Here is a 24,157-nt window from a genome sequence, read left to right as displayed (position 1 = left end):
CCGGGCTTGTATTTAAAACTTTGATCAGTCATGGCCTTCGAAACTAATGACTGGTTAGCTTAAGCCTTTTAAAGTTATGAAAAAAACCGGACCTCTACGGTTCTCTAACCCGATTTATCTTTTAATGAAACTACCCCAATTTTTAAGCGTATTTTTTTGTATAACCCTTATCATCATGTTTGGCAACTTGCGGGCTTTTGCGCAATTGCCGCTTGATAAAACCGTCACTATCAAATTAAATAATGTACCGCTACGGCAAGCTCTTGATAAGATAACCGCCGCTACCGGTGTGCGCTTTACCTACAATGAAGCTGTAGCGGCCAGTAGCATCAAATTAAGCATTAATGCAAAGGCGCAAAGCCTGAAACAGGTACTTGATGCCGCGCTGGCCAATTATCCCTATAGTTATTCTCAACTGGATCAGGATATACTGATCCGCTATGATGCGACAAAGCTAAAAAAGTCGGTCGCCGAACCGGCGGCAAAACCGGCAGCAGAAAAGTTCACCATCAGCGGAACAGTGACATCAAAACAGTCTGGGGAAACGATAATAGGAGCCAGTATACGGCTGCTAGATGGCGCTCAGGGAACTTCAACCAATGGTTATGGATTTTACTCGATCACACTACCGGCCGGTGATCATCAGTTGCTGATCAGCGCTATCGGGCAAAAAAGCCTGATTGTACAGGTTTCGCTAACAAGCGATCAAAGGTTGAACATTACGATGGACGATAACGCACAGGAGCTGCAAACCGTAACTATAACAGCCACGCAGAAAGGCGCCCGTGATTTAAAAAGCCCGCAAATGGGAGTCGAAAAACTGAACATCAAAGAAATAAATGATGTACCCGTATTGTTGGGGGAGCACGATGTGATGAAAACCATACAGCTGTTCCCCGGTATTAAATCGGCGGGGGAGGGTAGTGGAGGCTTTTATGTGCGCGGTGGCGCCACCGATCAAAACCTGCTGATGCTGGACGAAGCTACCGTATACAATGCCTATCACCTTTTAGGTTTCTTCTCTACCTTTAACTCTGATGCTATTAAAAACGTTAGTATTTATAAGGGCGATATGCCCGCGCAATATGGCGGCAGGCTATCATCAGTAATAGATGTGAAAATGAACGACGGTAACAACCAAAAATTTGGTGTAAGCGGCGGTGTGGGTATGATAGCAGCGCGTCTGAATATCGAAGGCCCTATTCAAAAGGGTAAATCATCCTTCCTGATATCGGCTCGGCGTACTTATGCCGATGCTTTTTTAAAACTGTCAAAAGATACGGTAGTTAAAAACAGCAAGCTTTATTTTTATGACGTTAATGCTAAGGCCAATTTGGTTTTAGGCGATAAGGACAGGCTCTATATTTCGGGATATTTGGGTAAGGACGTGCTTTCGGCTAATAATGTGAATGGTATTAACTGGGGTAACACCACCGCAACCCTGCGTTGGAATCACATTTTTAACAGTCGTTTTTTTTCTAATACCTCTTTCATCTACAGTAATTACGATTATGAGATCAAAGTAAAACAGGATGTAAATACCTATGGCATTACATCGCGTATTAAAGACTGGAACTTTAAGGAAGATATGCAATATGATATCGGTTCTGATCATTCCTTAAGTTTTGGCGTCAACAGCGTTTATCATACCATTAAACCCGGCGAGATATCGGCTACCGGTAACTCAGGTTTTATATCACAAAAATTAGAAACCCGCTATGCCTGGGATAATGCAGCTTATGTAAGCGATACCTGGAAAGCAACTGATCGTTTTACGCTTACTTATGGTTTACGGCTGTCTGCTTTTTCTATTATAGGTCCGGGTACTTACTATGATGTGAATGCCGATGGCGGGATAACCAATTCGACACATTACAACTCCGGGCAGATAGTTAAAACTTATGTAAACCCCGAGCCTCGCGTTGCCGCTGCTTTTCAGCTCAATGATATCAGTTCTGTAAAGGCATCTTATGCCCGTAACGCGCAAAACCTGCACCTGGTAAGCAACTCAACAGCAGGTTCACCAACCGATAAATGGTTAGCCAGCACCAATATCATCAAGCCGGAACTGGCCGATCAGTTTTCTGTAGGCTACTACCGCGACCTGGCCGAGCATAAATATGAGTTTACCTTTGAAACCTATTATAAAAAGCTGCAAAATCAGCTGGATTACCGTAACGATGCCAATATTTTTACCAATCAGCCTATTGAAACGCAATTGCTGTATGGAAAAGGACGAGCCTATGGCGCTGAGTTTTTGCTGCGGAAAAAAACAGGCCGTTTAACCGGCTGGATAAGCTATACACTATCTAAATCAGAACGCTTGATTGATGGTATCAATAATGATCAATGGTATAATGCCCGCCAGGACCGTACGCATGACCTGGCCATAGTAGGTATTTATAAGCTGAATGAAAAGTGGACACTATCGGCCAATTTTGTACTCTACACCGGCGACGCGGTTACCTATCCAAGCGGCAAATACCTGATAGATGGGGCAACCTATTATTACTATACCAATCGTAACGCTTCTAGGCTTCCAACTTATAACCGGCTCGATTTGGGCGCTACCAAACAGCTTAAGAAAACCAAAAAGTACAGTTCGGAGATTAACTTTAGTTTGTATAACGCCTACGGTAACCGTAATGCGTACCGTATATTTTTCAGAGATAACAAAACAGATCCTAATAAAACAGAGGCCGTACGCACCACATTATTTACCTATGTACCTTCTATTACTTATAACTTTAAATTTTAATACATGCATACCATACGTTTTTCGGCTATATTGATGATCACACTGGGGCTGTTGAGCTCCTGCGATAAGGTTATCGACCTGAAATTGAATAACAGCACTCCCCAAACAGTAATAGAGGGTACAGTAAGTAATGAAGCCGGCGGTGCTAAAGTATCTATAAGCCGGTCGCAAAATTTTTACGACGAAACTTCTTTTACAGGCATCAGCGGCGCGCAGGTTACTGTTGATGTGGACGGTACAGCTTATAATTTTGATCCGACTGCTGCAGGCGTATACCAAAACAGCACCCTTATTGGTATACCAGGGCACACCTATCATTTAACAGTTAAGTTAAATGATAAAACCTATACCTCAACCAGTACCATGCCCCAGATTGTTAAACTGGATAGTATTTATGTAGTTGATGATGAATTTGGTACCAATAAAGACAAAACCAAACTTCGGGTAGCTACCGTGAAGTATCAGGACCCTGCTAATCAGCAAAACTACTACCGCTTTATTGAATACATTGACGGCAGAAAAGAAAAAAGCTTGTTTGTAGATGATGATGAGTTTACCAATGGCCAAACCGTAAACAGTCGCCTTAATTTTAATAATGATAATGATGATCCTGCAAGGGAAATCAGGACAGGCAAACATCTTATGATAGAGATGGAATGTATTGATGCTGCGGTTTACAAATACTTTTTTAGTTTAAATTCCAACTCAACAGGTAGTGGTAACAGCGCAGCCCCATCCAACCCAACCAGTAATATTACCGGTGGTGCCCTGGGTTATTTCAGCGCTTATCCTATAACACGTAAAACCATAACGGTACCGGCTAATTAAAATTAATAACAAAAAGAGGCTGTCTCATCGGGGCAGCCTCTTTTTGTTATGATCTGGTCGGGACGATTTACACATGCATTTTTTTTATAATTTGCGCCGGTTTTAATTCATAATCTGTATATCCAATTTTATTAATGAACAATAATGAGCTGGCCACCAAGCCACACTATCCCATATTAGACGGTCTTCGCGGTGTCGCAGCCATAATTGTTGTAACATTTCATCTAACCGAGCCCTTGTCAACCAGTCATTTAGATAATCTCGTCAATCACGGTTACCTGGCTGTCGACCTTTTCTTTTTATTATCAGGTTTTGTGATTGGCTATGCCTATGACGACCGCTGGCATAAAATGACCGTCGGCAGTTTTTTTAAACGCCGTATCGAACGTCTTCAACCAATGGTGGTTTTGGGAATGACCCTCGGCGCTATCGGGTTTTATTTTACAGATTCTACGTTATGGCCGCTCATTCATACTATTCCTGTTTGGAAGATGCTGCTGGTAATGCTTATCGGTTATACTATCCTTCCGGTACCGTTATCGCTTGATATACGCGGCTGGGAAGAGATGCACCCGCTCAATAGTGTGGGCTGGTCATTGTTCTTTGAATACATTGCCAATATTCTTTACGCTGTCTGGATCAGAAAGTTTTCCAAAACGGCATTAATTATTTTAGTCGGCATTGCTGCTATCGTACTCGCCCATCTGGCAATCACAAATGGCGATGTTAGCGGTGGCTGGACACTGAATGTAGAACAGGTAAGCATAGGGCTAACCCGTACGATGTACCCATTCTTTGCCGGTTTGTTACTTTCACGTATAGCAAAGCCAACCCAAATTAAAAATGCCTTTTTCTGGTGCAGTCTTTTAGTAGTTATTGTACTTTATATGCCGCGCATTGGTGGCGCGGGGCATGTTTGGATGAATGGAATATATGAATCTGTTTGTATCATCATCGTTTTCCCGCTTATAGTATACCTTGGCGCCAGCGGCGTTATACAAACTCAAAAAGAGAACAGGATATGCAAGTTTTTGGGTGATATATCTTACCCGCTTTATCTGGTACATTACCCACTGGTTTATTTTTATGTTGCCTGGATCAGTAACCATAAGGGGATAACTATTGCGCAGACATGGCCTTATGCGTTGCTTATTTTAACAGGTAGTATCGTTTTGGCCTATGCCGCATTGAAATGGTATGATGAGCCGGTTCGCAAATGGTTGCGAAAAAAGCTTGCATAGTATCACAAATCCTTCCGGACGTTGAATGATAGGAAGAGGATAGGAACATAAAAATAAGATATCCTCCGGGTGCGAAGGGGCAATCATAGAGATATCGGGGGGAGATTTAAAAACCGTGATATTTTATGCTAAGCTAACATTGAGTTAAAGGTGCTGATATAAGTTTGCGGCATGATGCGTGGCAGGTTTATTTCGGATACTGATTTACTGACCCGGCTTCAGGACGATGATGAACAGGCTTTACTGGTGCTGATGCAACGGTACGATAAGGCCCTTTTTCGATATATACTCTCCAAAACCGGCTCGCTCGAAACTTCGGAAGAGGCTGTACAGGATATCTTTATTTCTCTTTGGCATAACCGCTACGCCGTGGTTATCAACGATACGCTTTCTCCTTACTTATTTAAGGCTGCCAAAAATAAAACCATTGATTTTTATCTTACCGGCAGTAAAAAAATAGCCCATTTTGAAACCTTGCTGCCTGATTATGAGCACCTGGTGTCCCCATCACCGGAGAATGAAGTTATTGGAGCCGAACTGGAAGACTGGCTAAGCTCCGAAGTAGATAAAATGCCCGACAATGTGCGCGATGTATTTAAATTGAGCAGGGTGGAGCAATTGCCGGTTAAAGAAATTGCGGGTCGTCTGGCCTTGTCCGAGCAAACAGTTAAAAACAACCTCACCATAGCGCTGAAACGCCTGCAGCTGCGATTAAAACGGATGGAAAGCTTTCCGTTGTTTTTAATTGTAGTGAAGGTTATGCTCCATCTTAAATAACTCACACCAGATTCTGTTAATATTCTCTTAATGAATATTTGACGATTGTTTAACGGTACTATTTTCGGTAAGCACCGATTATATGGGCAGATGAACACAAAAGAATCTGCAGAGATCAAAGCACTATTACAAAAGTACCAGGCGGACGAATGTACACCCACCGAACGGGCCCGTGTAGAGGCCTGGTTAGAACAATTGGGTAAAACCTCCCTAACAGGTATCACCCCGTCGGCAGAAGAGCGCATTTTAAACCGTATCCGGAAACGGGTAATCAAAGGCATACCATCACGGGCTACCGATCGGAAAATTTATGTACTCCAATATCTAAAAGTAGCCGCACTGTTATTGCTGGTGCCCGGCGGCTTTTTACTATATTCCAAATGGCAGCAACCAGCCCCGCAGGCCTTGCAGCAATATTCTACAGCGCGCGGCGAGCGTAAGGTGCTCACCCTGCCCGATAGCACCATTGTAACGCTCAACTCTTCATCAGTTTTAACCATCAGCGCCGATTTTGGCGAAAAAAAACGGATAGTAAAACTCACAGGCGAAGGCTTTTTTCATGTAAAGCATGATGCCGCCAGGCCTTTTATTGTAAGTACCGGCAATATACAAACCCAGGTGTTGGGAACCCAGTTTAACGTGCATGCTTATACTAACGAAAGCGAGTATAAAATAGCCGTTGTAAGCGGTATGGTAAGCGTTGGCGAAAAAATGGCTGCCAATAAAGTGGTTGCTATGGGTAAAGTACTCACCCGCAACTTGATGCTGGTTTATAACCTTAAAGCACACCAGCATTATATTAAAACCGTTGATGCCGACAAGCTGAGCGCCTGGCAAAACGGGCAACTTTATTTTGACGAAGCCTCTATTCCCGAAATAACTTCAACACTATCCAGAATGTATAATATAGATGTGCAGCTGCAGGATAAACCCGGCCGCAACTGCAAATATACCATTGGTTTTAACAGCCAGCCTTTAGATAAAGTGCTCCACGTGTTAAGTCAGCTTACAGGCATTACCTATCAGTACACCAACCATAAAGTTTTTATCCAATCACAAAATTGCCATTAAGCTATGTAGCCGTTCCCCATCAAAAAAAACAGGCAGATGCGCGAACACCTGCCTGCTGTATGGCTGCTGTAGCAGCAGACCATGTCATTTTTAACGATTCTTTTTATCCCACAAAATAACATTATAAAAATGAGAAATCTATATCAAATATTTTCATTAAAAAATCACCTTAAATGGCTGGCAACCTACTGCATCATATTGGTCATTATTGGCGTATGCTCTACACCGTCTTTTTCGGCAGCAGCGCAAACCATGAATACGGTACGTATTAGCTTTACGGCCAAAAATTTAAGCATCAAAAGTGTTTTTAAATTGATAGAACAAAAAACCTCCTTTAAAATAGGTTACAACTCTACCAGCTTTGACGCCGACAAGGAAATTTCCATATCGGCCAATAACGAATTGCTGATTGATGTGCTGAAAGAACTGATTAAAGGTTACAAAGGAAACATCAGACAGGTTGACGATGAGCATATACTATTACAGCTTGAAAAACAGCAGCCGGTAGTAAAAGTTAAAGAAAAAGACCTGGTGGTAAAGGCCATTACTGTTTCCGGAAAAGTAACCGACGAAAGTGGCGAAACCCTGGTAGGTGTTAGCGTTGCCGTAAAAGGAACAACAACCGGCACCATGACTAATACCGAAGGCAAGTATTCCCTGAGCACCGACGAGAGCTCGATACTGGTTTTTAAATACATTGGTTATGATAGCCAGGAAGTTGCGGTAAAAGGTCAGCAAAATATCGATGTGGTGTTAAAAGCCAACAACCAGTCTTTAAAAGAAGTGGTAGTTATAGGTTATGGTACACAAACCCGTTCAACCTTATCGGGCGCGGTATCAACCGTTGGTTTGGATAAAGTAAGCTCACGCTCATTCAATAACCTGCAGGAAGCTTTACAAGGCAAAGCGGCGGGTGTGGTTGTGAATAACAATGGTGGCGATCCTACCAATGCGCCTATGGTAAACATTCGTGGCCTGGGTGGTATCAACGGTGAGCAGCCTTTATATGTTATCGACGGATCGGTTTTTTATCCCGGTACCCCGGTTATTAACCCCAACGATGTAGAAGCGATTTCGGTTTTGAAGGACGCATCAGCAGCTATTTATGGCGCCCGCGCATCTGGTGGTGTTATCCTCATCACTACTAAAAAAGGTACCAAAGGAAAAATGGCTATCTCTTTTGATGCCAAACAAGGTTTTTCGAATGCCTGGAGAAAACTGGAAGCATTGGACGCTAAAGAGTATGCCGATGTATATAACACCGCTGCTGATAACGCTGGCAAGCCACGCCTGCCGGCTTTTGATGCCACTCAATATCCCGACGGACAAATAACCCGCACCAACTGGGTTGATGCCGTATTCAGAACAGGGCATACACAGGATTATAACGTAAACCTGAACGGAGGTAACGATAAATCCAACTATTTCATGAGCTTTAATTACCGCAAAGGAACAGGGATATTATTAAATACCTATTCCGAGCGTTATGCGTACCGTATCAACTCTACTCATCAGTTGAATAACTGGTTAAAGGTTGGCGAAAATTTATCTTATACCTATTCAGATGGTCGTGGTACTAATACCTTTAGTGGTTATACCGGTGCTATCCAGGCGGCCATATTTTATCCGCCAAGCATTACAGTGCGTACACCATCGGGCGCTTATTCAGGTTTACCTCTAACCTACGCTGGTTCCTACGGCGACGTAGTTAACCCGGTAGCCAACCTGGAGCGTATTGATACCAGCAACCCGGTAAATACCATTATTGCTAACCCGTATTTTGAGGCCGACATCATCAAAGGATTGAAGTTCAGGTCGAACTATTCGATCACCAAGAGCTTTTATTATTTCAAAGGCTTTACACCGATTGTGCCCGAGGTTGGTAAACCCAGCTTAACCAATACCCTGAACGAGTCATCATCACAAGATTCAAGGTTCCTGACCGAGCAAACTTTAAACTACAAAAAATCATTAGGTAAAAACAACCTGGATGTATTGGCTGGTTACACTTACCAGAAAAACAGCAGCATGGGTTTATCGGCTTCCCTTTCGGGTTTTAGCAATGAAGATCCCCTGTTCCGCTATTTTATCAATGGTACAGGTACACCGGTTCCAAAACCTGGCGATTACCGGACTGATGAGGCGCTGATCTCTTACCTTGCCCGTGTTAATTATGATTACGATGGCAAATACCTGTTATCATTAACCGGTCGTAGGGATGGTACATCGTTGGTTGCCCCTCAGAACAGGTTCCAGAACTTTGGTTCGATATCTGGCGGATGGGTAGTAAGCCGCGAGAATTTTATGCAGAAGCTAACCTGGCTAAGCAACTTAAAGGTAAGAGGCAGCTACGGCGTATTGGGTAACTTATCATCTGTAAGTACAACAGCGGTGAGCCCTAACCTGAGCGTAGGTAGTGTTTACTTAGGTTCAGACCCGGCACAGTTAAACGGTTATTATAGCTATGACCGCGCCAACCCGAACCTGACCTGGGCCCGTTCAAAACAAACCGATATCGGTTTAGATCTGGGCTTCCTGAACGAACGCATCACCTTAACCGCCGATTATTTTGTTAAAAAAACCGAAAATATGCTGATGAACATACCTGCAGGTATAGGTTTGGGCAGTGTATGGGTTAATGGCGGCGAGGCACGTGATAAAGGTCTTGAGTTTAGTCTGGGTTATAATAGCGATCCTAAAAAAGCATTCCGTTATGGTGTAAATGCCAACGTAAGTACGCTTACCAATAAGTTACTGTCATTACCTAATGGCAACACCACCATCCCGGGTGTAAGCCCAAGCGTACGTGGCTTGCTGGCACCTGCCTGGGTGCAGGTTGGTCAGCCGTTGTACTCATACTATTCTATCAAAACCAATGGTTTGTTCCAGAGCCAGGCAGAGGTGGATGCTTACAGAGGTAAGAACGGACAGCTGATTCAGCCAAATGCCAAACCGGGTGATATCCGTTTTGTGGATGCCAACGGCGATGGTAAAATTGACGATAACGACCGTCAGTTCCTGGGTAGTGCTTACCCTAAATTTACCTACGGTTTGAGCCTGAATGCCAGCTACAAAGGTTTCGATCTGAATATCTTTTTACAAGGTGTGCAAGGCAATAAATTATACAATGCTTTAAAATATACCAGCTTAAATGCCGGTGGTTTGGGTCAGAATTACAACCTGCTGAAAGATGTACTGAACGCCTGGACTCCACAGCACACCAATACCACTATCCCACGTGTAACTGCCAGCGACGCTAACGGCAACTTTGGTACCAACTCTGATTTTTATATCGAGAACGGCTCATACCTGCGCTTTAAGAACGTAACCCTGGGTTATACTTTCTCGCCAGCATTGTTAACCCGTGCCGGTATCAGCAGCCTGCGTGTGTATGCTACATCAAACAACTTGTTCACCATTACCAAATACAAAGGTTTTGATCCGGAAGTTGGGTTTGACAACTATGGTATCGACGTAGGCCGTTACCCGCAATCGCGCTCGTTTATTTTCGGTATCAATTTAAATCTGTAAGTAAAGCAATCATGAAAAAGATCAGCAATATTATATTAGCATTATCGGCAAGCATGCTTTTGGGTGCCTGCACTAAAAATCTGAATATCAAACCACAGGGCGCGGTATCTGAAAACAACTTCTGGCAAACCGGCGATGATGCCCTGCTGGGCGTAAACGCCATGTACGAGCCTTTTGACGGCGAAGAATTTTACGGTCGTGGTTATATGTGGTTCATCAATGCCAGCGACGATATGGTTACCGGCCGTATCAATACCAATGCCGATGCCATCAAAAACTTTAGCCCAACTTATTACTCAGGTGGTTATACCGTTGACCAGTGGGATATGCGTTACTCGGTGATCAGGCGTGCCAATGACGTGATTAACAAGGTGCCTGCCATCAGCATGGATGGTTCCCTGAAAAACCGTTACCTGGGCGAGGCCTATTTTTTAAGCGGTTTGATGTATTTTCAAATGGCTTATAATTATGGCGATGATCGTGCAGGGTTACCTATCATTACCCGCTCCAACAATAATGATCCAAATCCTACACCAAGAGCAGCCAACGTTGGCCAAAACTATACTTACATTGAAGGTGAGCTAAAAAATGCTGCCAACCTGCTGCCATACTTCGAGCAGTTAAGTCCTGCCGATCAGGGCAGACCGCACAAAGTAGCTGCCTGGGCTTACCTGGCTAAAATGTACCTGTACAAAAAGGATTATGCCAATGCCCAAAAATATGCCGATTCGGTGATCAGCAAGGGTAATCGTGCCTTGTTACCTAATTTTGCCGATGTTTTTAAAGCGGCCAATAACTTCAGTTCAGAATATATCTGGTCGGCGGTGAGTACTGCAAAAGGTTCAAGCGGCTGGGGCAGTATATTGCCCGGTGTTATGCTGGAGAACAAAGGCTGGGGACTATTTAACGGCTGGGGTTACTATCAGCCAACCAAAGAGCTGTATGATGCTTTTGAGGCAGGTGACAAACGCCGCGAAGCTACTATCCTGAAGCCGGGCGACGTGTTTCAGTATTTTGGTGCGCCAAAAACTTATGCTTCCGTAAACAGCTTATCCGGTTACCAGTTCAACAAGTATATGGAGCCATTTTCATATGCTAATCCGGTAGGTTCATCTATCAGCCCAAATGGCGATCACCCCACCACCAACCTGAACGTACCATTGATGCGTTATGCCGAAGTTATCCTGATCAAAGCAGAAGCAGAACTGATGCAAGGCAAAAATGCCGATGCGGAGATCAATATGATCCGTCAGCGTGCCGGTCTGAAAGCTATCACAGGTGCTACCATGGCCGATCTGAAAAACCAACGCCGCTGCGAACTTGCCGGCGAATGGGCCGACCGTCACCGCGACCTGGTACGCTGGGGTGATGCCGCCGCCACTTACGCCAAACCACTGCACGGTTATACCGGTTCGGTAATATGGCCTGCACGTAACTTTAACCCGGCTGTAAACAATGTTTGGGCAGTACCCCAAAAAGAAATTGACCGCAGCAACGGTGTTATCAAACAAAACGCTGGTTGGTAATCTGCGCCTAATAAAAACAGGGCTATGTGCGAATCCCCTCTTGAGAGGGGGAAGGGGTGTGTTTATCAAGGCGAAATGAACGCGTAACAACACACCCCAGCCACTACTCAACCTCACACACCCCCTCTCAAGAGGGGATCTTAAAACAACAAAGGCCGCCGGGTACCCGGCGGCCTTTGTTGTTTTCGCACCGTCTTTAGCCTTTGGAGAAAGAAAGGATTTTTAGATAATAAATAAAAAATATGTCATTGCGAGGTACGAAGCAATCTCCTCGCGTTCTCATGGATAAGAATAGCTACGAGATTGCTTCGTCGTTCCTCCTCGCAATGACATATTGGGTAAAGTGGAATTCCCTCTTTTCGTCGAAGCATGGTGGGCAAAGGCCTCTGCGCGCGTCCTTCGACAGGCTCAGGATGACAGGCCATGGTAGGTTAAACAGAAAAGAACCCTTCCAACGCAGCATTTACTAAACCACACAATTATTTATTAAATTTGATTACCAATCAAACAGAACCCTAAAGTACTCCGTAGTAGCATAAACAAGTTATGGAAGAAACCAGAATTACATCCCTCAAGGAATTTTATCCGTTTTATTTAACCGAGCATAGCAATTCCACCTCCAGGATATTACACTTTATAGGTACGGGCCTGGTGTTTGTAGCTTTAATAGCGGGCTTTGTGTTCAACTGGCGTTTTTTTATTGCCATTCCGTTTTTGGGTTATGGCTTTGCCTGGGTAGGGCATTTCTTTTTCGAAAAAAACAAACCCGCCACATTTAAGTATCCGGGCTATAGTCTGGCCAGCGATTTTATACTCTTTTATGATCTGTTAACCGGCAAACAACCGTTTAAGGTTAAACGGTGAAGAAGGTTAATTGTCATCCTGAACAGAGTGAAGGATCTATTCTATAATAGAAAAGTTCAATAATAGATGCTTCGTTCCTCAGCATGACAAATCCTGTTTTTTTACCCACTTTTCAGCGAAGCTGAAGAGAGGGGCGACGAGCGCAGCGATGCCGCGGCGAGTCTACTCCTCATCAAAAGAAAAATGCTGGCGCAGTTTCTCCTGTTCCAGATCAAGCAGGGCCAGTTGCTGTTTGACGATATCGTCATTGATGTTTTCTTTCTTGTTCAATGTTTTCAGCAGGTCGCGCTGCTCCTGCATCATATCCTCCAGTATCATGATATAATCGCGGTAAAAGGCTTCGGCGCGGCCTTTGCCATCGGCCTTGTCCCAGTCGGCCAGCAGTTCCATATCCGCATCAATCTTCATTTTAATGGCTTTCACCATATCGTTTTCTTTAAGATGTTTGGCGTATTTTTTTTGGAGCAGATTCAATGTTACTACCGAAAGTTTTTTTCGTACCAGTTGCCGTTGCTGTTCAAATGATACGGTATAGTCCGGGTCGGGCATATCCACCCATTTAATAAGCAGGGGCAGGGTAAGTCCTTGCAGTATAAGCGTAACCAGGATAACCGAAAAGGTGATAAACAAAATAAGGCTCCTGTTGGGGAAAGGTGCGCCTGAATGGAGCGCCACCGGTATACTGAGCGCTGCTGCCAATGATACCACACCCCGCATACCGGCCCAGCCTAATAGCAAGGGCCCTTTCCAGCCCGGACGGTTATCGGCAGTGGTAATATACCTGCTGATGAATACGGTGAACACCGAGGCCCCAAAAGTACTGGCGAGGCGGGTAACAATTAAAACTCCCGAAATAATGGCACTGTAACGGATAGCCGGACCGAGTCCGTTAGGGCCCAAATCTTTAATGATCACCGGGAACTCCAGACCGATCAGCATAAATACAAAACCGTTAAGCACAAAGGCTACCGCCTCCCAAACGTTGATGCCCTGCAGCCGGCTGCGATGGGTTAAAAAGCTATCGCGCCTGATAGAAAGGAATAATCCCCCGCTTACCACCGCCAGTACGCCCGAAAAATTAAAGGCCTCTGCGGCCATATACATAGCGTAGGGGGTAATGAATGTAAGGATGATATCGATATTGGTAGTAGTAGGTAGCCAGCGGTGAATGGCATAAAACACCAGCGCTATGGCCAGGCCTATCAATATCCCCATTATAATAACCAATGCAAAGCTCAGGGTAGCCTGGCCAATGGCAAAAGAACCCGTAACAATGGCCGCAGCTGCAAACCTGAAGATCACCAAACTGGCTGCATCATTCATGAGGCTTTCGCCTTCCAGTATGGTGATGAGGCGTTTGGGCACTTTTACATTTTTAAGTATAGTGGTGGCCGATACCGCGTCGGGTGGGGATACGATACCACCCAGCAGGAAGCCCGCAGCCAGTGTAAAACCCGGAATCACGTTGCTGGATACCAGGGCCACAACTCCGGCGGTTAAAATAACAATGATGAAGGCAAAACTGCTGATCACCCGCCGCCATTTCCAAAAATCTTTCCAGGAGGTGCTCCAGGCTGCTTCATATAGTAGCGGCGGCAAAAATATCACAAATATCATGTCGGGCGCTATCTCAATACCATTGAAACCCGGTGCAAAACCCAATCCCAGTCCGGCTATTACCAGTAATATAGGATACGCTATCTTGATTTTTTGGGCCAACATCACTATCGCTATAATGATGGCCAGCAGGCAGGTATATTGAATAATGAGATGGTGCATGTAAGTTTGGATGAATTACTAAAATACAATAATTAACCATTGATGGTTGTATTGTGTTGTTTGATATCATGAAAAAGTATATCAACACACACCGCACTAATTTGCTTGTCAATTGCTAAAGCGATACGCACGGCGTATCTGGGTGATTCGCCGTTTAGATGAGGCTTTTCCCCAAAAAAATTGTATCTTTATATCAATAAAAAACAGCCCGGTTACCCTTTTTACAGGATAACCGGGCTGTTTTGTTAAGGTCCAAATAAGGCCAAAAGTTGGCTATTTAGTATGTAGTTATTTGACAATCAATAAATTAATACTTTTTAAAGTTTTAAAAAGCACTCCAAACGGCGTTGGAATTTGTTAAAAAGTGTTAAAATCGATGGTTTTGGATCAATTTTAACGCGTTTTAGCCCCTTTTTTGGCCAGAAAAATGTTAAAATTTAAGGTTTAAAAAGTTTTTCGAACCCCAAATATTAATGATCTGACGACGGAATAACCAGCGCTTTTTTCTTATCGCGCTTAGCCACAAAAAGCAATAGCGGCAGCACAATCGCAAAAAACGATCCGATGAGGAAATAGCCATCCAGGTAGCTGGAAAAGGATGATTGCTGAATCACCACTTTCTCTACCAGCAACATAGCCTTCTGTTTGGCATCAAACAAGCCGAAGCCTTTTTGCATAAAGGCTGTGGCATAGCCGTTTATGCGGTTAATAAAGGCGGGGTTATCGGGCGTAATATGGGTAATGAGGTCCATCCGGTGCGAGGCAATACGCCGGGCCACATAGGTATTGATGATAGAAATACCAAAAGAACCACCCAGCTGCCGCATCATATTGTTGAGTGCGGTTCCCTGGGGCATATCCTTGAGCTCCAGTGATGATACAGCCAGGGTACCTAGTGGAACAGTTAATAAAGCCATGCCAATCGCCCTGAAAATGAGGTTTAGAGTAATATCAATAGCCGGTGTTTCCAGGTTGATCCTGGACATCGACCAGTTGAAATAAATAAAACACGCAAAACCAAAAAACACGATCAACGCTGCCGAAACACCCTTTTGCAACAGCTTACCAGTAACTATCAGTGCCAGAACCGCCACGATAGAACCTGGTAAAAGCAACAATCCGGATTGGGTAGGGGTAAAATTGAGTAGGCGCTGCGCCACCACTGGGGTAAGATAGATAGAAGTGTACATACCCATGCCGGTAATAAAAGTAAGTACTGCCGCAATACTTAACGACCGGAACCGGAGGATACGCAGGTTTACCACGGGATTCTCAGTGTATAACTCCCAGATAATAAAGCCCGTGAGAGAAATGGCAGCTACAACGGTTAAAAAAACAATGTAGCCGGCAGCAAACCAATCATCCGTTTGGCCACGCTCCAGCACTACCTGTAAAGAGCCTATGCCGATGATCAGGAGGATGATGCCCAGCCAGTCTACGTGTTTGATCTTTTGCCTGATAGCGGGTTCGTGCAGCAGGAAATAGCAGGAAATAGCCGCAGCCACGCCGATAGGGATATTGATATAAAAAATCCAGGGCCAGGAGAAATTTTCGGTGATATAACCGCCCAGTGTTGGACCGATAGTAGGCCCGATAAACACACCGATACCAAACAAGGCGCTCGCGGTAGCTTGTTTCTCCTTGGGGAAAAGTTCATAAACTACCGTTGCCGAAACGGAAAGCAAAGCACCACCGCCCAATCCCTGCAGAAACCGGAAACTCACCAACTCCCATATGTTGGTGGCGTTACCGCACATAAAAGAACAAAAGGTAAACAGGATAATGGAGCCGATATAATAATTGCGGCGACCCAGGTTATTCACCAGGAAGCTGGTCATAGGGATGATGATCACGTTGGCAATGGCGTAAGAGGTGATCACCCAGGAAATATCTTCGAGCGTGGCGCCCAGGTTACCGCTCATATAATTGAGGGCTACGTTCACAATGGATGTGTCAATGAGTTCCATAATAGCGGCGGCTATTACCGTGATCAGGAGGATTTGTCGTTTGATGGGGTTCATGATATACATTATACCAATCGGTATATTTTGTGATAAATTTTTTTATTAATTAGTTGTATGGATAGATGGAAAGTATGCCCAGACTTTATTCATGAAGCAAATATATACCGATCGGTATATATTTAATATGCACCAGTGATTTAAATAACAATTTGCTGACAAAAAGCAGATGGCGAATCAAGGAAAGCTTTTAAAACAAATGACGGGGCAGGAGGCACCTACGGAGCCTTTGAACTAATGTTTTCTGCCTATAAACAGGTTACTCCTCCGGAGTTGTATTCGTGCCATTACTTAACTGCGGAGGAGTAACCTGTTTATAGATAAAGTATAGAAAAAGTGTTGGCTCCGTAGGTGCCTCCTGTTTAAAAGCGATCTCTCTTGATATATAAAATGAACGGCTTAAATATGCGGGGGAATGATATATTTGTAAAGCATCGATTTTAGTACTGCTAAATCGAGTTTATAAACCAATTGTCCCGGCTTGGGGCTTTACCGTTAACCAATCTGCTGTATGAAAAGTTATACCATTTTAATTTCCATAGTGGCTGCCCTGGGCGGACTATTATTTGGCTTTGACACCGCCGTAATAGCCGGCTCATTACAATACCTCAAACCCGTTTTTCACCTTAACGATGCCGAAATAGGGTTGGTAGTAGCCGCCGCTTCCATAGGTTGTATTCCCGGTGCCCTGTTTGCCGGTGGTTTAGCCGATAAGTTTGGACGTAAAAAGCTGATGATCGTAACCTCGGTATTATACGTGATAGCTGCTTTAGGTAGCGGTATAGCAGGTAGTTATGTTCAATTGGTGGTGTACCGTTTTATAGGTGGGGTGGCCATCGGTATGGCATCGACCCTGGCGCCTATTTATATATCAGAAGTGGCGCCGCCAAAGTTTAGGGGGAGGCTGGGTATGCTGCAGCAACTGGCCATCGTAACCGGTATTTTGTTGTCGTTCATATCTAATTATGTGATAGCCAAAGCGCCTTTTGCTTTTTTAAACGATGGGAATATCTGGCGCTATATGCTGGCCGCGGCGGTAGTGCCTTCGGTTATTTTCTTTATCCTGTTGCTGCTGGTGCCCGAAAGCCCGCGCTGGCTTATCGCCAAAAATAAAATAAAGGATGCGCAAAGGGTGTTTGATCATATCTATTCAAAAAACGAAAGTGTGGAGCAGGTTGAGCTGGTTAGCAAGGACATAGCAACGGAAGATACCTCTGCCCTGAAAGAGGTATTTACCCCACGCTTCAGAAAAGTGGTGATCATCGGGCTGGTATTTGCTTCCATAGCCCAGCTTACGGGTATCAATATTGTGTTTTACTATGCTCCGCTGATATTTGAAAAGGTAAATGTGGGCGGCAGTGTACTATTTCAAACCATGCTAACCGGTGTGGTTAACCTGATATTTACCCTCCTGGCTTTCCCGCTGATTGACAGGCTTGGTCGTAAAAAATTGTTATTGATTGGCTCGGTGATCATGGGGCTTTGCATGTTTGTGCTGGCCGCCCTGTTTCATTTCGACCTGTTGCACAACTACTTTGTACTGCTAACCATATTTGTTTATATAGGCGGTTTTGCCTGCACCTGGGGCGTAGTGTTGTGGGTGTACGTTGCCGAAATATTCCCTAACCGGGTTCGTGGTACGGCCACATCCATAGCGGTATTTGGTAATTGGGTAGCCAATTCCATTGTTTCGCTTACGTTTCCGGTGATGCTTGCGCAACTGGGTCCGGTGTACACTTTTGGAGTTTACGGCATCATTAATATTAGTATGATTTTGTTTGTAAGCCGTTACGTGTTTGAAACCAAAGGTGTTCCGCTCGAGAGGATCGAAGAGCTGTATGCCAAGGTGTAATTAAAAGCCTCACCTGATCTGTGCTTCACTGGGTGGGTAAGAAAAACAGATTTGTCATGCTGAACGCAGTGAAGTATCTATTGTTGAACTTTTCAATTGTAGAATAGATCCTTCGTTCCTCAGGATGAAAAAAATGAAAGAAAGTCCCCTCCATGCGCGAAGCAGAGAGAGGGGTGACGAGCGCAGCGATGTCGGGGTGAGTTGATACCATACAGCAATTTAATACATCCAAATACCTCATCGATCATACTTTTTTCTGTAACTTTAAATTATTCACATTTATATGTTCCGGCGTTTACAGAATTGGGTCAACCGTCATTTTTCGTCTATTTTTTCATTATTGTTGATGGCCTTGCTGGTTATCGGCAGTATGACGCTGAAGGATAATTACCTCATCGTAACCAAATACACGCCTTCGGGTATCATCAACTGGGAAATCAATACCAGTAATGCCCGCCGGGATTCCATCTTAAAAGAATGGCAGGCCGGATTTAAGAAAAACCAGATATATACCCGCGAAACCACTTATCCCGAAACCGTAACCGGTATCGAAACAGCGGTTTTCCGGAACAATGCCGACTATAGTTTTATCGGGGTTTATGTAGGTATCCTGCTTATTCTCATCTTCCGGATAGGCAGCCAAAAGGCTAATCGCCGCCGCCGGGTGATCTCACAACGTACGGTGATCACATTAAGCTCAGTAGTGCTCCTGGCGGCATTGCTGGATGTGTTTGAGAACATCATGACCAACCGCACGCTGCAGCATTTTAAACTGAAGCTGCCTTTGCCCGATACTTTACTTATTGGTTTACCGGCCTGTATCAAATACCTGTTGCTGGCTTTTATCGCTTGTAAACTGCTGTACGAGGGCTTTAAGCTGGGTAAACCCCGGTTTTGGTTGGAGTATACCACCGCCTGGATAGGGCGCCTGCTCACCTATTCCTGGCGTTTCCGTATCGTACTGATCACGCTGCTGGTTTTTTTCCTGGGGCTTTTTATCAGCGCGCAGATTCAGGATATGCTGCTGTCGATCAATACCTCGCGATGGGCCAGTTTTTATTTCCTGGTAGCCATCACTTTGCTGGCGCTCATGTGCTGGCATTTGCCCAAGGCTATTGATAACTCCATCAAAATAAGCTACAAATGCTTTTTTATGGGGCCGATTGATTTTGATACCAGTCGCTTACCCGCGGGTTCCAGGCCATCGCTTAAGGTGGATACGGCCAGGTTATTTGGCGCTGCCGCTTTCTTGATCCCCGCTACAGGCATCCTGCAAACCATGAATGCCTACCAGATTGATTACCTGCTGAAAGATGTACCCCCGCTGATCCTCTTGCTGGCTTCCATCATTTTTTATAAGATTATTTTGCGCTATAAATGGATAGATAAGCTGTTTAAATCACAGGGTAAAGTAGTGGTATGGCGTTTTTGGGTGAGTATGGCTGCCTTGATACTACCCATGATCATCTGGGGGAGTATCGACGGAAAGCGTAACCGGGAGCCACACTTCCTGGCTTACCTGTCGCTTGATCTGTTCTTTTTATCGGCCATGTTTGTGATCACTACAGCTTTGCGTACGGGTATCCCGGGTATCCGTAAATGGCACGCGGCACCCTGGATAAGCTTTTGCGGTGTGATAGCTTTGCTGTTTTTTGTCCTGTGCAACTTTCCGCCATTTTTAAATGAGCTAACCAGCGGCAACCGTTATTATACCATGCCTATTGTATTGTGCGCGGCTGCAGGCTACCTGTTGTTCTTTTCCTTTTTGTTGTTCGCCGGTAAGAAAACGGGGTTTAGTCTGATCACTTTTCTGTTGATGTTTACCCTGTATCGATCGATCAGTACCATAACCGCCTATCATGAAGCCTATGTTCAGAGAGAGAACGGTTATCACAAATCGCTGGATTCCTTGGACCGCTATACCGAAAACTGGCTCAAAAGCCGTAAACAGGAAATTAAAGATTTTGCAGCCAGAAATCCTGATAAGCCTTATCCTGTGTTTTTTGTTAACGCTTATGGCGGAGGATTACGGGCTACAGTTTGGACAACTATGGTTATCGGAACATTGGATAGCCTGGTCAAAGATCGATATCCTGCCGGGCCAAACACCCGCGACTTTCAGCATTATGTTTTTTCCTATTCCGGGGCTTCCGGAGGCACTATAGGCTTATCCTTATTGAGTAATGCGAGGTATCAGCACCGGCAAAATCCGGTAAAGGATACTGTTTTTTACCCGGTTAATTCGCTGGCTATTTATCGTAATGATTATCTCACCTCCAACATAGTAGCCTTACTGGGCCGTGACATGATTGCATCGTCATTAGGGATAGCCCCCTGGGCCGACAGGGCAAGGTTGATGGAAGAGGATTGGGAGCGGCACACCCATGCACGTCACCTGGATATGAAAGTTACTTTAGGCAGGATGTGGAAAGGCGGCAATTATGAGGTGCCCTTACTATTTGCCAATACATTTGATGTGGACAGCGGTAAAAAAGGTATATCGGCCCCGGTATTGCTGGATAGCCTTGATTTTCCATCCACCATATTCCTGGAGCAGGAAATTGAAGACCCCGGCGATCTGCGCCTCAGTACCGCTGCTTTTTTGAGCGCCCGGTTCCCTTATGTAAGCCCTACGGCCAAGCTCAATGGCAAACATCATTTTACCGATGGGGGCACCTGGGATAATTCGGGCGCGGAAACTTCATTGGGCGTGCTGACGGTTTTTGAACGGGTACGGGCCAAATTGATTAAGGAGGATCCGATTTTTAACCATATCCAACCACAATTCCTGTCGCTGCCTAACTCGGTACAGCAAACGGAAGACGCGGGTAAACCCGGTAATTTATTTGAGCCGCTGGCGCCACCCGTAGGTATTTTAAATAGCCGCGTTGGGTATATGAAAAAATCAGAAGACTGGAATTACTCCATGTCGCGAATAAAGCATTATGGGTTTTACCTGTTCCGCCCAACTGCCGAAAGGGTTCCTAATACCCATATCTGGCCTGTATTGCCACTCGGCTGGCAAATATCAGATTATGCCATGACCCGGATGCGCCTGAGCGTATTGCGCGACAGCGTTACCATTAATAAAGTGATGGAACGTTTTGGTACGGCAGAGAAGATAAAGCGGTAAAGGTCTGGGGAAGTCTTTTTCAGTTCCCTCCCCACGGGAGGGGCGCGTAGGGTAGGTGTAATGGCAGGGAGGGGTTTATACAAGCGACAGAATTGATAAGCGATGAAACCCCTTCCTCCCCTTCCCGAGGGAAGGAATCGCACAAGGCCTTGGCTCCAATGTCGTTCGCACCCTTGTTGATGTTGTCACCAACAACTTATTATCATCGACTAGGCAGTAGAATGTTGGTGACAACACCAACATTGACGAGAGGTAAAGGCTTGTCACCCTGAGCTTGTCGAAGGGCGCGCGGAGAGGCCTGTCCACCATGCTTCGACGGGTTCAGCATGACATCCTTTTTTTGAATAAAAATCGTTTAATAGGCAATTACCCTATATCCTCGGACGTTTTTTTACCGTAGTGCCACCGGCAGTGCTTCCTGAACTATTCCGGTCTGTTTTGATATAATTGCTATGTTGCGGGCGAAAGCTGCGTTGCTGCACTGGTGGTTTGGCTGCGGGTTTATCAGCAGCTTGTTTTACGCTGAGCACGCGGTCGCCCATGGGGGTGCCGTCAAGTCCTTCAATAGCGCGGTCGGCACCAGCCTGGTCGGTCATTTCCAGGAAGGCATATCCTTTGCATTTACGGGTCTTTTTATCCCGTACTATCTTGATAGTATTAACAGTGCCATAGGAATTGAATATTTTAACTAATTCAATTTCTGCAATATCAAGAGGAAAGCCGCCGACAAATAATTTCATGGTAAATTTTGATGTTTGGAATTAACAAATATAAGTTATCCGGACTAAAAAGTATGAAATGCCACAAATTGTTTGCTCAGAAGTTAATTTTTAATCAAAAAGCTTATGAATTGAATGCGAGAGGAAGATTTCCCCTGCAGTCCCTTCAGGGTCTCTCGAAGAGGACCCTGAGGTATAGAGTCGAGTTAGAGGGAATCTCAGGGTCCCTTTCAGGAGACCCTGAGGGGACGCAGGGACTATAAACTTGACAAAAAAGTGGGTTTACACTTTTTGCGGGAAAAATATTATAATTAATTGATTATCAAATAAATAAACTTGTGTTAACCCTAAAAAGTGTAAACCCATGTAAACCCACTTTATGGAACAAAATTATAAATGGCCATCCAATTTTTATAAATTAGGTTCATGAAAACAACCGATCTTAATCTACTCACCAATTGCTGGCGTAAAGCCGTTCCATTAATGGCAGCTGCCCTGCTCTGCAGCGGTATTAGCCAGGCACAATCCAGCAAAGCGGTCATTGACAACATCATGCAGGAAGAAACCAATAACTCGCAGCTTGAAAAACTGGCCCATGAGCTTTTTGATGGCATTGGTCCCCGTTTGGTGGGCACGCCCCAAATGAAGCAGGCCAATGACTGGGCTATAGCCAAATACAAAAGCTGGAACATAGATGCCCATAACGAAAAATGGGGCGAATGGCGCGGATGGGAGCGGGGTATATCGCACATTGATATGGTGTCGCCGCGTGTAAAATCATTGGAAGGCACCCAACTGGCCTGGAGCCCGGGCATGGGTAAAAAAACGGTAAGTGCCGAAGTTATTATTCTTCCAGACCTGGCCGATTCTGTAGCTTTTCAGCAATGGCTGCCTAATGTGAAAGGTAAATTTGTAATGATATCCATGTGCCAGCCAACCGGCAGGCCCGATTATAACTGGCAGGAATTTGCCCTTAAAGAATCATTTGAAAAGATGAAAGCCGAGCGTACAGCGATGACTGATGCCTGGCGCAAACGCATCAGCAAAACGGGGTATACTACCCGTACGCTTCCTGTAGCACTTGAAAAAGCGGGTGCTGTAGGTATATTGACCAATAACTGGTCAGCTGGTTTTGGGGTTGATAAAATATTTGGCGCTTATACCAAAATAGTACCTACGGTTGATATCGCGCTGGAAGATTATGGTATGTTGTACCGGTTAAGTGAATCGGGTGGTAAACCGGTGATCAGCATGCATACCGAATCAAAGGAACTAGGTGTAGTACCTACTTTTAATACTATTGCTGAGATAAAAGGTACCGAAAAGCCTAATGAATATGTAATGCTATCTGCCCATTTTGATTCCTGGGATGGTGGCACCGGCGCCACAGATAATGGTACCGGAACGCTTACTATGATGGAGGCCATGCGACTGCTGAAAAAATATTATCCTCACCCCAAACGTACCATACTGGTTGGCCATTGGGGCAGCGAAGAGGAAGGCCTGAACGGTTCACGTGCTTTTGTGGAGGATCATCCCGAAATTGTGCAGAATTTACAGGCCCTGTTTAACCAGGATAATGGTACCGGAAGGGTCGTAAATCTATCAGGACAAGGTTTTGCCGATGCTAAGGATTATTTAAGCCGTTGGCTGGAAGCCGTACCTGATACTATTAAAAACCGTATCAAAACCAACTTCCCTGGTCAACCCGGAGGCGGCGGATCTGATTTTGCTTCGTTTGTGGCCGTTGGTGCGCCTGGGTTTTCACTGAGTTCACTAAACTGGTCGTACGGTTCATACACCTGGCACACCAACCGCGATACCTATGACAAAGTAGTATTTGACGACTTGAAAAACAATGCTATTCTGGCCGCTATTATGGCCTACATGGCTAGTGAAGATCCGGCTAAAACCTCTACAACAAAAACAGAAGGCATTAAATGGCCCGTACAGGTTAAAGCTACCCGCCGGGGCGGATTAGATAAGTAAGCCTGAAATAATAATGACCGGTTGGCGCCCTCAATACATGAGATGCCAACCGGTTTTCTAAACTCGGT

14 protein-coding genes are annotated in these 24,157 nt (G+C 44.9%); 11 read left to right on the top strand and 3 right to left on the bottom strand.

Annotated features, from left to right (window positions below; translation table 11 throughout):
- Nucleotides 1–175: 175 nt before the first annotated feature.
- From G7092_RS11610 to G7092_RS11575, 8 genes are all read left to right on the top strand, one after another.
- Nucleotides 176–2,758 carry a TonB-dependent receptor gene (locus G7092_RS11610; RefSeq protein ID WP_166089385.1) on the top strand — a complete coding sequence of 861 codons (2,583 nt, stop codon included), beginning with the start codon at nucleotides 176–178 and terminating at the stop codon, nucleotides 2,756–2,758.
- A 3-nt stretch (nucleotides 2,759–2,761) separates the two neighbouring features.
- On the top strand, nucleotides 2,762–3,586 hold the full coding sequence (locus G7092_RS11605; protein WP_166089381.1) for a DUF4249 domain-containing protein: 825 nt from the start codon (nucleotides 2,762–2,764) through the stop codon (nucleotides 3,584–3,586).
- 134 nt (nucleotides 3,587–3,720) lie between these two features.
- Nucleotides 3,721–4,827 (top strand): acyltransferase family protein, encoded by a 1,107-nt coding sequence (locus tag G7092_RS11600; protein WP_166089378.1) that lies wholly within the window; start codon nucleotides 3,721–3,723, stop codon nucleotides 4,825–4,827.
- Between the two features lie 171 nt (nucleotides 4,828–4,998).
- On the top strand, nucleotides 4,999–5,604 hold the full coding sequence (locus G7092_RS11595; protein WP_166089375.1) for an RNA polymerase sigma factor: 606 nt from the start codon (nucleotides 4,999–5,001) through the stop codon (nucleotides 5,602–5,604).
- 90 nt (nucleotides 5,605–5,694) lie between these two features.
- The gene (locus G7092_RS11590; protein ID WP_166089372.1) at nucleotides 5,695–6,675 is read left to right on the top strand and encodes a FecR family protein; all 981 of its coding nucleotides are present in this window, start codon (nucleotides 5,695–5,697) and stop codon (nucleotides 6,673–6,675) included.
- A 129-nt stretch (nucleotides 6,676–6,804) separates the two neighbouring features.
- Entirely contained in the window at nucleotides 6,805–10,206 is a 3,402-nt protein-coding gene (locus tag G7092_RS11585) for a SusC/RagA family TonB-linked outer membrane protein (RefSeq protein ID WP_166089370.1), read from the top strand.
- Between the two features lie 11 nt (nucleotides 10,207–10,217).
- A complete protein-coding gene (locus tag G7092_RS11580) occupies nucleotides 10,218–11,732 on the top strand; it encodes a RagB/SusD family nutrient uptake outer membrane protein (RefSeq protein WP_166089368.1) in 1,515 nt (504 codons plus the stop codon).
- A 546-nt stretch (nucleotides 11,733–12,278) separates the two neighbouring features.
- On the top strand, nucleotides 12,279–12,596 hold the full coding sequence (locus tag G7092_RS11575) for an Mpo1-like protein (protein ID WP_166089365.1): 318 nt from the start codon (nucleotides 12,279–12,281) through the stop codon (nucleotides 12,594–12,596).
- Nucleotides 12,597–12,758: 162 nt separating this feature from the next.
- Here G7092_RS11575 and G7092_RS11570 read toward each other — a convergent pair whose 3' ends face one another.
- The gene (locus G7092_RS11570) at nucleotides 12,759–14,375 is read right to left on the bottom strand and encodes a Na+/H+ antiporter (protein ID WP_166089362.1); all 1,617 of its coding nucleotides are present in this window, start codon (nucleotides 14,373–14,375) and stop codon (nucleotides 12,759–12,761) included.
- Between the two features lie 470 nt (nucleotides 14,376–14,845).
- Complete coding sequence (locus G7092_RS11565; protein WP_166089360.1) at nucleotides 14,846–16,396, bottom strand: DHA2 family efflux MFS transporter permease subunit; 1,551 nt, start codon at nucleotides 16,394–16,396, stop codon at nucleotides 14,846–14,848.
- 511 nt (nucleotides 16,397–16,907) lie between these two features.
- Between G7092_RS11565 and G7092_RS11560 the strand changes: the two genes are divergently transcribed.
- Nucleotides 16,908–18,248 (top strand): sugar porter family MFS transporter, encoded by a 1,341-nt coding sequence (locus G7092_RS11560; RefSeq protein ID WP_166089358.1) that lies wholly within the window; start codon nucleotides 16,908–16,910, stop codon nucleotides 18,246–18,248.
- Nucleotides 18,249–18,531: 283 nt separating this feature from the next.
- The gene (locus tag G7092_RS11555; protein ID WP_166089356.1) at nucleotides 18,532–21,381 is read left to right on the top strand and encodes a hypothetical protein; all 2,850 of its coding nucleotides are present in this window, start codon (nucleotides 18,532–18,534) and stop codon (nucleotides 21,379–21,381) included.
- 371 nt (nucleotides 21,382–21,752) lie between these two features.
- On the opposite strand, the gene G7092_RS11550 is transcribed toward G7092_RS11555, so the two are convergent.
- Nucleotides 21,753–22,121 (bottom strand): RNA recognition motif domain-containing protein, encoded by a 369-nt coding sequence (locus G7092_RS11550; protein WP_166089353.1) that lies wholly within the window; start codon nucleotides 22,119–22,121, stop codon nucleotides 21,753–21,755.
- Between the two features lie 405 nt (nucleotides 22,122–22,526).
- Between G7092_RS11550 and G7092_RS11545 the strand changes: the two genes are divergently transcribed.
- Entirely contained in the window at nucleotides 22,527–24,089 is a 1,563-nt protein-coding gene (locus tag G7092_RS11545; RefSeq protein WP_235953814.1) for a M20/M25/M40 family metallo-hydrolase, read from the top strand.
- The last annotated feature ends 68 nt before the right edge of the window (nucleotides 24,090–24,157 follow it).

Source organism: Mucilaginibacter inviolabilis (assembly GCF_011089895.1).
Taxonomy (GTDB): domain Bacteria; phylum Bacteroidota; class Bacteroidia; order Sphingobacteriales; family Sphingobacteriaceae; genus Mucilaginibacter; species Mucilaginibacter inviolabilis.
This window is presented reverse-complemented; position numbering and strand designations above follow the sequence as displayed.